The organism is Cognatiyoonia sp. IB215446, assembly GCF_033963825.1.
Taxonomy (GTDB): Bacteria; Pseudomonadota; Alphaproteobacteria; order Rhodobacterales; family Rhodobacteraceae; genus Yoonia.
The window spans coordinates 1-12,576 of sequence record NZ_JAXBMD010000005.1; the positions used below are offsets into that span (position 1 = coordinate 1).

Genomic DNA, 12,576 nt, shown 5'->3' on the forward strand with positions numbered 1-12,576 from the left:
GCGTCTTTATGCCTCACACACGGTGTGGTCGTCAGAAGATACCTTCCGTTCCTGGACGCGCTCTGAGGCGTTTCGCGCAGCTCACAAGGATGCGGGCAGTGCTACCAAACTGCACAGGGGTAGCCCACGCTTTGAAGGCTTTGCCGTCATCCAGACCATTAAGTGATGAAAACCCGATTGCTTAGTCCCCTTCTCTGGTGGACTGAGCTTAAAGTGTTTCCGAGTATTGCGTTGGCATAGATAGTTCTTTGGCGGCTATACAAATACGGGAACTGGGATACCGGGAGCGTGGCCTATTTCACCAAAACGATTTGTTTCAAAAGGTGCAGAACGCCTTCAGACAAGCCGGGACAGATTTTTAGCGCCAGTTTCACATCCGGCTGTTCAGGACCGCACAAAAGGCAAGAGCAATGAGAAACGATCAAAGGTGCAGAGAATTGGTGCTTCTTAGGCACAAGTTCCGTTTGTTGGCGGGGCATGTGTGGATTGCGGCCAGGTTGACTACTTTTGGATGGATAGCGATTTCCATCATTGGAGGAATGGCAATGGCGGAGGATAGGACATCTAGTCCGACAGACGCGATTATTCGTCTTTTCGCAGAAACACCAATTCGTGCGGAGTGGTTTACGAACGAGTTCGTCGCGGCCGCACCGCCGTCGCGGATACAGAGCATTATCGAGGGGTTGGTGAGCGATTTCGGAATGCTCGTCGACGTGCAACTGGACGGTCGCGTAGGTACAATCCGCTTGGAGGACGCGATTGTCCCAGTCGAGATCAGTTTGGATGGCACTGGCAGAATAGGCGGTCTTCTGTTCCAACCACCGCAACCTACCGGCACAGACGCAATCAGCATTTCTGAGGCGATCTTGGATGCAGTTACGGGAAATGTCGCGGTGATGGCCGCTGAACAAGGTAGCGATGGATTGTGGCAATTGCGCGTGGCCCATAATGCAGACGAACCGATGGCTGTTGGATCGGCATTCAAACTCGCGGTTCTTCAAGCTTATGAGGATGCTATCGCATCTGGTGCATTGAACCGTGCAGATGTCGTTTCGTTGCGGGCTGAAGATAGATCCCTTCCTTCAGGGGTGCTTCAGGTGATGCAGCCAGGTGTCCCTATCACTTTAGAGACGCTTGCTGGGCTCATGATTCAGCAGAGTGACAATACCGCGACCGATGCGCTCATACGTATTCTTGGTCGCGCGAATATCGAGGCAATGTCTCCACGGAATCAGCCTTTTCTGACAACTGGTGAGTTCTTCAGGTTGATCGCTTCTGACGGAGATGCTGCGCGCAGCCGCTTCATGTCTGGAAATGCTGACGAGCGCCGCGATGTTCTCGCCGACATTGCAAAAACCACCTTACCGCGAGCTGAGAGAATTCTGCCACGCGCGACCTGGGCGGAGGCCGAGTGGTACTTCACTGCTGCTGAGTTGTGTGAGTTGCTTTCATCCCTACGAAATGCACCGGCACTTAGCGGATTGCCTGATCCTCTAGTAGCCATCGACGGTTGGGACAACGTCGGCTTCAAAGGCGGGTCCGAATTCGGCGTTCTCAACCTGTCAGCAATTGGAACCACTCCATGCGGCAAACAGGTATGTGCCATCATCTCAGCGAATGCAAATGAAGCACTTCCGGAGGAGCGCATCGCACTTTTGTTTGGCGCATTCTTCAGCAGCCTCGCACATCCCTCGCGATAGTCGCCACGCGGGCGCAGATCCGAAAAGTGTATCTCGAATCTGCGAGCTGGCTTAGCTTGTATCTATGCCATCACATGTAACAGGGGCAGGGTTTTGGAGACATCCTATTGATCTTCCAAAGGCTCTGCCTGCCTAGTAGCACTTGGTGTACTAAGCCCCAGAAGTAACATCTTTTGTCGGATAACCCATTCGTAGCGACATTGTGGAAACATCGCTCAGCTTCGATGACTTCCTGCTTTAAGCGCACATGAAAATGGCCACCGCTTGTCGCGAAGAAAGGTGATCGTCAATTCAGCTCGGGATCCTGACGCCACGCGAAAAGGGCCGCACGTGTTGCGGGCCCGAAGATGCCGTCGAGGTCTTCGGTGTAGAAGCCAGTATTCGTCAGAATGCGCTGAATTTCCAATCGCGTGGACAGATCAAGCTGCCTGCCGCGCAACGTAATCAGCTGTTGGGTCGCTTCGGGTTCGCGCTGACGCCACAAGGTCAAAAGCTCTTCGGCGCGGCTTGCCTCATCTTCTTCCACGTCGATGACAGGTTCTGGTACCGTGAAGAGCGATTGCGGCACGGATACGTCCGAAAAGAAGCCCGGCGCGAAAGGGTTGTATCGCACGGCGGCATCAAATTGCAGCGTGGCGGCGTCGCCTTCGGTCGTGAACGTTGCCTCGGTGACGCCAAGAGATGGGTTGAGCGAGGTGGAACCATCCTGAGCCAACCGAAACCAGGACCAGGGGCCAGGATAAGTTTCGTCGACCAAGGCACGCGCCCGGCGGAAGATGCGAAACGCGATAGTGCTGTCCTGAATACCGGTCAGTGGCCAGGATTGGGTGTCCCACCGGACCGGCCCATGGCTGAACTGGTGCAAGGTGATACCGGATGACAGGCTCAATCGGCTAAGTTCATTGTCCATGAAGCCGGTGCGCACGTTGAATTCCATGAACGGCTTGCCGTCAACGAACATCGCCTCGGAGATCTGGTTGAACCGTGTGAATGCAACTTTCGTCTCATCGGTCAGATCAACCCGACCGGCGAGCAGGAAGGTGTTGCGTGGCGCGAACTGCCCATTGGCGGCCTTGAACCCTGACAGGAAGTCCTGTTCGAACTTCCCGATCTTGCCTTCGGCGCCAAAAAGATCGGTAAACTCGGCAAGCGGGAAGTCCGTTGCGCTACCGGGGTCAAACGGGAATGACTGGGTCAGAGTGGCCTGATGTGGCGCGAGGATCTGGCGTTCCCATTCACTGTCGATATGGCCCAGCACAAATTCCATGGCGCTGTCATCCAGCGTGGCGACGATGCTGCGGCCAAAATCGCGGATGAAGTCGAGGTCAGATCGGGTGACAAAGGAGTTCAGAACGGCCAGCGGGTTTGGCGCGCCGGGGTTTTGGAACTGCGTAAAGAGGTAGGCACCGGTTCCGTTTGGGGCGTTTGATGCCTCTGACATCCAAAGCGCCACATCCCGCGCATATGACAGGAACAGATCGAATGTGCTTTGCTGATCCTGTCCCGGCTGAAGTGCGTCAAGATAGGCGCGAAAGGCAGATCGAATATTGAAGGCCGTTGCTGCTTCCGTGCTAGACGTTGGCGGGGCGAGTTCCGGTGTGGCTTCGGCCTCGCCGCCCTGGCCATCACCCGCGCCTTGTGCGGCATCCGGTGGCAGAGGCAGGAAGATCTGAATATCGGTATTTGTCGTGATCGCGCCGACGAGTTGATCAATCGGGTTTTCGGATGTGTTTGTCAGCGCTGCCAGCAGAATTTGCGCGTCGCTCCAGTCTTCGGCAGCGCGAAGCTCAAGCGCCATGATGAATCTGCTCCAGCGCTCAATGTAATCGCCGGTGTAGTTCTGTGCGACGCGCCGGGTGATTGCGTTTTCGGCTGCGGTATCAAGCTCTCCGATGACGGATTCATAGCCGCGCAGAATGTCGTTGAGATCGGCCATCTCGCCATCGACGAAAAGATCGTCAAATCCGGGCCGCGTATAGGCGCGAGGGACAAGATAGTCTTCGGGGTTCTCGATCTCGATAAAGACTTCAGAAAAGCGGGGCCCGACCAATCTGCGCAGGTCGATACGTTCGCTGTATTCCGGGCGGCGCATGAGCGCCTGATAGAAGAGGTCCGCGGTGTCCAGCCCGGCCAGTGTGTTGGCGACGACTGTGCGCAGGCTTTCGTTGCGGTTCGCCCTTGGCTGGTTCAGCGTGAATAGATCGTCCAGGGTCCCCTTCAGACTGTTCTGAAATGCGCCGGAGACCTCGCCCTGTTCGGCAAGTCCGTCGGAGTAATAGGTGATCAGCGCATCCTTGTGCGCGACCTGATCGGTATGCAACTGGGCCTCGACCGTCGCAAGCTGAATGAGTTCGACCCCGTCGCCCAGGCTGTTGAAGGCGAAAATCTCTTTCTCCATAAAGTCGATCAGGGACGCCTGATAGTCGTCAACCAACTCCTGCTCATAAAGGCCGCGATACATCTCCTCCATGGACCAGTCCGGCAGCAGCTCCCGGTGATTTTGCTGGTTCAACGGCTCATACCGCGCCAGCCCATCGCGAAGGGGCTGCAGCAGCAAGGTGCGCTGGACCAGAAAATCTGAATCCGTGGAAATGTTCGCAACCTCAGAGAAATAGGTGTCGAACGCGGCTTCGAGGTTATTGTTTACGGCGCGGTAGGAACTGTAATTCTCCCAAACCAGATAGGCGAAACCACCAACAAGGGCGGTCAAACCGGCGGTCCAAAGGCTTGATTTGAGGCCGCGTTGCGCCGTCTGGCGCCGGTTGGGACGAACCCGGAAACTCTCGCCATGATAGGCACGCGCCAGCAGCCCCGCATTCTCAACCGTGACGCTGGTGCGGTCGTCGTCCACCGCGGCCAATGCTGGCATTTGCGAGAAAAAGCGCTGCCCCGTGACCTGTGCCAGAGGGTCAACGACGGGCATCGTCTCATGCGCGCCAATGAAAACGATGCTCTGCAGATTGAGCGGCTCTGTCCGTGGTGGAAATGGCTGGACAAGGGCGGCCATACGCGGGCGCAATTGCGCGTTGATCAGTGCCAGCTGCAGCGGCGCATTCAGCAATGACGCGCTGAATTCAGGCAGAAGCTGTTTTTGCAGGGCGGGCATCTGGCTGCGGCCTAGATTGGAGATGATCTCCGCAAAAAGCGCGTTCACACGCTCATCAACTTCGCCATCCACATCCGGCAGGAAGCCCCCAAAAACAACACCCTTATTGAGGTGCCCCGTCAGAAGTGCCGCACGAGACAGATCCTGCACCTGTTCCAGGCCCACGAGCGCGACGTGAATGGGGATATCGATGCCGAATTCGTATGCGGCGACATTGAGGATACGGTTGATAGTCGAGATATTGCCCGCCTGCACCGCAGGCGTTTGCATTAGCATTGCAAGCTCAATCTCGGCATAGGCCGCGTTCACAGCCATGGTTGGGCGGTTCTTGAAAAGCTTCTTGAAGACGAGGTTCAGAAGATCAAGCGATAGCTCTGCCTCGCCATCGATCTCGACCTTGAAAGCAATGGCGGTGGGTGAAGTCCACGTTGTTGTGGTCAGACCTTTGTGGCTGACAGGTTCACCAAACGCCACATAACCTAGCTCAGCCATGGCTGTTGAGGGTGTGTCAGAGCGATGGGCGATGAATATGTTCCACGGAACGGCGTCAGCGCGGCGCCGGATGACCCGCGCCCGTGATCGGGCTTGTGCGAACTGTCGTTTGACTTGTTGTCTCAGCGCGCGCAGCTCTGCCGCCGCCGGGTCATGGGGCCAAATGCGCTTGCGATAGATAATCGTCAGGGCAATGACGACAAGTGCCAGAACGGATAAGACGCCAAGCCAGATCCAGTGCCAAAGGCCAAAGCTGCTGCCTGAAAGCCAAAGGTAGATAAACCAACCGAACTGTAGCACGGTCGCGACCAGAAACGCCGCCAAGGCGACTTTTATGACTGTTACCCATCTCATTGGCGCGGCACAGCTTCTAGTGTTCCGGTTTCACTGGAGAAGACAAAGTCAACCTGAGAACCTGCTTCTGCCGCTGTTCGTTTCTCTTGAAACTCTGCTAGCAACGTGCGTTCTGTTTGCGCCCGCAAACCAACGAGCCCGAAAGTGATGGCTGCGACAATGAATGCGGCAATAAAAATCTTCGTACCTGTTGCAATGACACGCCCGGGGGGGCGGTACTTTTTGACATCACGCCCGGATGAGACCGCCACACTCTCTGTCGGGACAAGGTTGAGCGACGTCTCGATGCGGTCAATCACCCTGTCACGTTCATGCTCGCCTGATTTGTTGTATTTGCCCCGATAGCCCAGCTTGAGGAAGATATAGACGATCTCAAGAAATTCATGCAGGACTTTGGGCTGCATCAGTGCGCGGTCAGCAATATTGTAGAACCGGTCACCCCCGTCGCGGAAACCAAAGAGATCCGCGACCAAGGTACGGTTTTCCCACCCGCTTTCGGTGGCCCAGGGGCGCAGCAGAACGAACTCATCAACGACAATCGCATAGAGAAGGCAAAGGTTTTCAGCGACCGACGGGGGGTAGTCCAGACGCACCACTTTGTATTTGAGGTCAATGATCGCGCGGGCGAGTTCTGTGCGGGTCGAGTTGATCTCTTCCCCCGGTTTCAGCCGCGAAAGCGTGCCACAGACAGAAAGCAGCTCGGCAGACGCATTGATCAGGCTGTTCTCGGAGGCCTGATAATTTGCCAGCTCACGTTCCATGCTCTGCAGGTCGCTGGGCGACGCTTGCGCGAGCTTCGTTCCTGCCCCGGGTGCGGCACCTTCGGGTGTGATCGTGATTGTTGGTGTGTCAGCAACTTGGCTGTTCATGGTTATTCCAGCATGTAAAGCGTTGCTTCGACAGAACGGATGCGGTCATCAACATGCAGGGCGAGCGCTTCGCGTTTCTCAAGGAAGCGTCGCCATTGCTCACTACTTGTATTGATCGAAAAGTAAGCCGCATCGGCGCGGCTGCGCAACTCTGACGGTGCCATTGGCATCAACGTCAGGTCAACACCCGGAAGACCGCGCGCGACAAGCTCTGGCATGGCCGACAATCCTGCAAGTTTGCAGGCCAGCGGGCCAAGCTGCGCGAGCGCCTCTGCCTTGTCGGGGCCACGCAAAGCAAGGACCGGGCGCCTGCCTTGCTGCAGCAGCTTTGCGGGAACAATCACTCTCAGAACACGGCGTTTCTCGAAAAGCTCGGTATTCCAAGACAGCGCCACGACATTGGCCGGTTTTTCCAACGTCAGTTTACGGCGCAGGGACGATAGCAGTCCGTCGAAACACTCGGTCATCTGCTCTGGGTCAAAGATCAGATCATCATCAACAGCCGACCCCAAGATCGCATCCAGCTCGACCGCCATGCTCGCCAAGGTCAGAAACAGGCGACGCGGCCCGATCATTCCCGTATGCGCCTCGTTCTGGAGAACCAGAAGCCAGCGATTGAGAACCTGCAGCTCAAGCCGTTCGGCCAGAAGGCTCGCCTCGCTCAGCGTGTCAGTTTCCGCGGCAACCCGGCCTGCGGCATTTGCAGCGCGGGCGCGGGCGAGCGAAATCATCTCTTCCACCCGTTCGGTCAGCAGTTTCGACGCACGCAGGCAAAGCACATGGGGTATGAAGGAACGGTCAAGGACAACGCGCCCTTCGGCAGTCTTTTCCAGAATGCGGGCGATGGGAATGGCAGCATATCCCGAGAAATCAGCGCTTCCCAAACGCAGACATGCACCGACCTCGGCAAGTTCGGCTTCGACTGCATCGTTTCGCGGGTCATTCAGGTCACGCAGGCTGTCGCGATGTTTGACCATGCGAACGGGTACATCCGGCGCTCCGAATTGCGCCTCGCCGCGGATGGCGAGGGGGACGGATAGGAAAACCGTTTCCTCGACCACGCCGTCAGGGACGTCGAGCGCGAGGCCCTTGGCCAGCCGGAAAAAGAGGCGATCAGGAAAGACCCCTGCCCCTTCACGCACAACGATCTTGCCGACATTGAGCGCTTCAACATCGAACTCAAGCTCACTGACGCCGTAATCGCCAGCGGTGACATCAAGCTGCGCAAGTTCGTTGGCATAACGCTGATGCGCCAGATCCATGTGCTGAAAATGCTGCGGGGCAATGAACATGCCCTCGCTCCAAACGATGCTTCCGCTGGTCATCCGCCTAATCCTAAAAGTCCGCCAGCCCCTTCGAGAATGCGCCCGAAGAAACCTGGCCGTTCACCTTCTACCGCATCTGACGGGTTCCGGAACTCGATTGATATACCCGATGCCGTGACGGAAACTGTCACACCGTTGTCCAGGCGATCTGCGTCAATCGGCACAGCCGCACGGAAATTCTGCCTTTCGAAATCTGCAAACTCCGCGAATGCACCCAAAAAGAATGCGTCCGGGACCAGATCAAACGCCACAAGCCGTGTTTCCCCAGGGAAAAGCGGTGACAAGCTGCGCCGATCCAGTACAACGCCCGCGAGTTCGGGTGAGCTGTCATCGAAAATCTCAAAGAAGGTCGCGGCCTCGAATTCAGAACGCGTGCTAAGCTGATAAAGGCGGATCACAACCGGGTTTGACGCGTCATTATACTGATTGACGTTTGGCCCAGCCTGCACGCTAAGCGTCTTGTTGACCGGTCCGGCAGCCTCATCGCCGCCACCGCCGCAAGCCGACAGCGCCATCACCGCCAAAAATGCAAGCCATCGCATCATAGCTTACGGATCTCCTCTGCAAAAAGCGCCATGAAGGCACGACGGTAGTCGCCCCTTGATTTGCGTTTGGCAAATTGACGGAGATGGATGGCCCAGTACCGCGCTTTCCTGCGGCTGAAGCGCGGAATGTATTCGTCGTAGTCTTTCTGCAACACTGCCGGGTCAAGCTCTTCGATAAACCGGTCGATTGCGCGCTCAATCGCCTGATTGACGTTCTCGCGATAGGGCAGCGATTGTATCATCGCGTCCTGCAGTTGGGGCGGGGTCGCGTTGTGCGACGGCAGATCAGGCAATTGCACGATTTCAGCAAATGCCACGTCTTCCTGCGCACCGCTTGCACCCGCCGATTCTTGGCCGGCGCTTTCATCGATCTCAGGCCCATCCGCGAACGGATCGAACATCAGGTCCGGATCGAGATCGACCTCTGCTTTCGAAAACGCCTCTTCCGGCTCCGCCAGCACCTCTTCGACGTCGGCATCGGGCATCAGCGGCGCGTCAGAGGATAGATCCGTCGACAGATCAAGCGTCGGCTCGCTTTCTTCGGGCGCGTCATCGTCGTCAGCGGTCGCCTCCATGATCCCGATCAACAGCTTATAGCCGACAAGGCCCAGCGTATCACCGTCAACAAGCGGCGTTGTCGTTTTGGACGGCATCGTATCGCCGTTCAACGTGGCACCGTTCGTGCTCACATCACTCACCTGATACCGACCGGTCGATGACCGAAAGATCATAAGGTGCGAGCGCGACATCTTTTCAGACAGATCAGGCAAGCTGACATTGGCCGCGTAGTCCCGGCCGATGGTGACCGGAAACTCGTCCAAGTAAAACTCGCGCTTTGGTACCGTCTCGGTGGGTGGCACCTGTATGATCTGCACACTGAGCGTCATTCTTCCGTCGCGATACAGATCTGCATTTGCGAATTGAACTGGTGAAGGAACTGCGGATCAGCCATGACATAGCGATGTGCGAAATGGACGCTCATGTCCTGGCGACGGAACTCGATTTTGCGGAAATCACCTTCGCTCAGGCCACGGTCTTCCATGTAGTGCGCAAAGATCAATTCGTATTCCAAAGCGGCATCAATATCGCCCACCAGCAACATATTGAGCAGCGATTCCGCGTCCCGGGGACGCATGACAACGTTGTATCCGTTCTGATGCAGATACCGCCATTTGGAGGTCGCGAACTTGGCACTGTAGCGCGCGCGAAGGGCGTCAGCGGCGTCGTTAGGGTCAATCTCGGAATTCAGCGGCAGGTACCAGGCCAGATCTTCCGACACGACTGGCGTTGAGGGGATCGAGTATTCTGCCCTTGCAGAATTCGCTGACCCGACAAAGAAACCGTCAAAACGCCCCGTCTCCGTCCCAAGCTGCGCATCGGCCCAGTTTGTCATATGGAACTCGTACGGAATGCTCAGTGCATCAAGCGTGCATTTGACCCGCTCAACCGCGATGCCTGTCATCTGATTGTCTTCAATCATCTGATAGGGTGGCAAAATCTGGGTCGCCAATCGCAAAGGCTCTGACTGCGCGACCGCAGAATTAGAAACGCCGAAAGCGCAGATCGCAGTGGCAAAAAGGGTCTTAAGGCGCGAGAACAACATCATTTCACTCCATACTCAGCACCACATCCTCACCATCGTGAGACACGGTGATGGAGGATAGCGGTTTGTCATCAATTACCCGAGATATGCACTCTTCTGCTAGGCGTGGAAGGAACTTTTTGTTGATTATGGCTTCCAGTGCACGGCCACCGGATAGCGGGTCCGAATTGGCGCTGACCACATAATCGACAAAGCTGTCCTCCCACGCGAAGGATGCGCCATACTGCGCGCTGATGCGCTTTTTGATGCGATTGAGGTGAATTTCGGTGAGTTTGCTGCCAACCTCTGGCGTCAGCGGCTTATACGCGATCAGTTCGGTCCGACCGATAAAGGCAGGGCTGAAGAAATCGAGCAGGAGCGGACGCAAATGATCCGTCAATTCGGCTGATGTGGGTTCATCATCGGCGGCGTCGATGAAGTCACGGATCTCCTCACCACCGGCATTTGACGTCATGATGATGATCGTGTTGCGGAAATCGACATCGTTGCCTTCGCTGTCGCTGATATGGCCCTTGTCGAAGATCTGGAAGAAGATGTCCTGGATCTCGCGATGCGCCTTTTCCATCTCATCGAGCAGCAGCACACAATAGGGCCGCCGTCGCACGGCCTCGGTCAGAACGCCGCCCTTGCCATAGCCTACATAACCCGCCGCCGCGCCGAGCAGCATGGAGACTTTGTGCGCCTCCTTGAATTCGGTCATGTTGATCGTGACAACCGCATCCTCGCCGCCAAAGAACTGGTCTGCGATGGCAAGGGCGGTTTCCGTTTTCCCCACACCTGACGGGCCGCACATCATGAAGACACCGATGGGTTTACGCGCATCCGTGAGACCCGCTCGGGAAATCTTCAGGGACCGGGCAATGGCCTCAATCGCCGCATCCTGGCCGATGACGCGCTCTTTGAGCGTATCTTCGAGTGCTAGCAGACGCTCAGCCTCGCTCGCACCCAGATTCGACACGGGAACGCCGGTCCAATCCGAGACAACTTCGGCAATCGTGGCTTGCGTCACCCACGGGTGGACGAAAATCTCTGCATCGCCATCTTCTTCATCGGCTTCAGGTATAACTGCCGTTGCCTCGTCACTATCCGCGTCCATCGCCGCGCGCGCGGCTTCCAAACGGTGAGCGACTTTCTCTTTTTGATCCTCCCACATGGAAATGCGATCCGCGACGGTGGTCTGCAGGTCCTCGATGCTTGAATTCAGCTCGCTTGCGTCAAATTCCGGTTCGCCAAACATGCGTGCGTCCGCCAGCGATTTCGCAAGCTCTGCCTCGACAAAGCGCAGCTCTTCCTCAAGCGCCTCAATCTGGGCGGGGCGGGCGTGCTGCGACAGGGCAACGCGGGCGCAGGCCGTGTCCATCAGGCTGATCGCCTTGTCCGGCAAACGGCGCGACGGCATGAAGCGGATCGACAGGTCCACTGCGGCCTTGATGGCCTCCTCCCGGACGAACACATCGTGATGCGCGCTCAGGCCCTCTGCGACGGTGCGGACGATGTTGACGGCGGCATCACGGCCCGGCTCATCGATTGTGATGGGCTGAAAACGGCGCGACAGTGCGGGATCTTTTTCGAAGTACTTTTTGTATTCGGCGAATGTTGTTGCGGCAACGGTCCGGAACTCGCCCCGCGCCAAAGCTGGTTTCAGAAGGTTGGCCGCATCGTTTTGCCCCTCTGCCCCTCCTGCGCCGATCATCGTATGCGCCTCGTCAATGAAGACGATGATCGGTGTTTCCGAGGACTGCACCTCTTTGATGACGTTCTTCAGGCGCTCTTCGAACTCACCCTTTACGCTGGCCCCCGCTTGCAAGAGCCCCATGTCGAGCGCAACCAGATCAGCACCCTGTAGTTGCTCTGGCACCTCACCGGAGGCGATTTTCTGCGCCAGCCCCTCAACAACGGCCGTCTTGCCGACCCCGGGCGCACCCAGAAGGATCGGGTTGTTTTGCCGCTTGCGCAGCAGGACGTCGATTGCTTTCGACACTTCGCCTGTGCGCCCCAGCACCTTGTCCAGCTCTCCATCACGGGCCTGTTGCGTCAGGTTGACGGTGAACTTCTGCAGGGCAGTCCCGTCACCAGCCGGAGCGGCGCCACCACCGCCACCTGATACCGCACGCGGAACCGTCGCGCCACGTTTCACGGAGAAGTCCCGCAGCGCATCCGTCGACAGTGGTTTGAGCGCAGAGAGCGGCTCGGTCCGTGCACCCAAGGCGTTGGGCAGTTGTGAGGCGAGCAGGAAAATCTCAGGCGTGATCTGACCCAGATCCATCTCGACCGATGCCTGCAACCACGCTTGTTCGATCAGCTTGGCAACGGAACCTGAGATCGTCGGTTGCTTGCCTCCGTCGCCAGACCCGACGGGCATCGCTTTTTCCAACTCTGCCTGCAGGTCGCTCATGCTCACGCCCTGATCTTCCAGAAAGCTTTGCAGCTCCGTGTCCGACCCGAAGATGATGTGGAACAGCCAATGTGCGTTTTCGACTGCCGCTGATTTGCGCTTCATCGCTTCGCCCACCGCGTTTTCCAATGATGCACGCAATTGCGGTGAGAGGCGGGATACAAGTTTGGTGAGACTGGCCATTATT

At 57.0% G+C, this 12,576-nt stretch carries 9 protein-coding genes; 2 read left to right on the forward strand and 7 right to left on the reverse strand.

Annotated features, from left to right (window positions below; all coding sequences use genetic code 11):
* Together SLH49_RS22395 and SLH49_RS17585 are read left to right on the forward strand one after the other, a co-directional pair.
* Positions 1-166 (forward strand): antibiotic biosynthesis monooxygenase family protein (locus tag SLH49_RS22395; RefSeq protein ID WP_413785311.1); only part of this gene is annotated, 166 nt, incomplete at its 5' end.
* A 244-nt stretch (positions 167-410) separates the two neighbouring features.
* Positions 411-1,700 carry a serine hydrolase gene (locus SLH49_RS17585; RefSeq protein ID WP_320270465.1) on the forward strand — a complete coding sequence of 430 codons (1,290 nt, stop codon included), beginning with the start codon at positions 411-413 and terminating at the stop codon, positions 1,698-1,700.
* A gap of 286 nt (positions 1,701-1,986) precedes the next feature.
* Here the strand turns inward: SLH49_RS17585 and SLH49_RS17590 are convergent, their stop codons facing one another.
* The 7 genes from SLH49_RS17590 to tssH are packed head-to-tail and all read right to left on the reverse strand — an operon-like array spanning position 1,987 to position 12,572.
* Positions 1,987-5,652 (reverse strand): ImcF-related family protein, encoded by a 3,666-nt coding sequence (locus tag SLH49_RS17590; RefSeq protein WP_320270466.1) that lies wholly within the window; start codon positions 5,650-5,652, stop codon positions 1,987-1,989.
* On the reverse strand, positions 5,649-6,521 hold the full coding sequence (gene icmH / locus SLH49_RS17595) for a type IVB secretion system protein IcmH/DotU (RefSeq protein ID WP_320270467.1): 873 nt from the start codon (positions 6,519-6,521) through the stop codon (positions 5,649-5,651). Before icmH ends, SLH49_RS17590 begins: the two co-directional genes overlap by 4 nt.
* A gap of 2 nt (positions 6,522-6,523) precedes the next feature.
* The gene (tssK, locus tag SLH49_RS17600) at positions 6,524-7,846 is read right to left on the reverse strand and encodes a type VI secretion system baseplate subunit TssK (RefSeq protein WP_320270468.1); all 1,323 of its coding nucleotides are present in this window, start codon (positions 7,844-7,846) and stop codon (positions 6,524-6,526) included.
* Entirely contained in the window at positions 7,843-8,391 is a 549-nt protein-coding gene (gene tssJ, locus SLH49_RS17605) for a type VI secretion system lipoprotein TssJ (RefSeq protein ID WP_320270469.1), read from the reverse strand. Before tssJ ends, tssK begins: the two co-directional genes overlap by 4 nt.
* The gene (locus tag SLH49_RS17610) at positions 8,388-9,278 is read right to left on the reverse strand and encodes an FHA domain-containing protein (RefSeq protein WP_320270470.1); all 891 of its coding nucleotides are present in this window, start codon (positions 9,276-9,278) and stop codon (positions 8,388-8,390) included. Before SLH49_RS17610 ends, tssJ begins: the two co-directional genes overlap by 4 nt.
* Positions 9,275-9,997, reverse strand: coding sequence for a transporter substrate-binding domain-containing protein (locus SLH49_RS17615; RefSeq protein WP_320270471.1), 723 nt, complete (start codon positions 9,995-9,997; stop codon positions 9,275-9,277). Before SLH49_RS17615 ends, SLH49_RS17610 begins: the two co-directional genes overlap by 4 nt.
* A 1-nt stretch (position 9,998) precedes the next feature.
* On the reverse strand, positions 9,999-12,572 hold the full coding sequence (gene tssH, locus SLH49_RS17620; protein ID WP_320270472.1) for a type VI secretion system ATPase TssH: 2,574 nt from the start codon (positions 12,570-12,572) through the stop codon (positions 9,999-10,001).
* Positions 12,573-12,576: the final 4 nt, after the last annotated feature.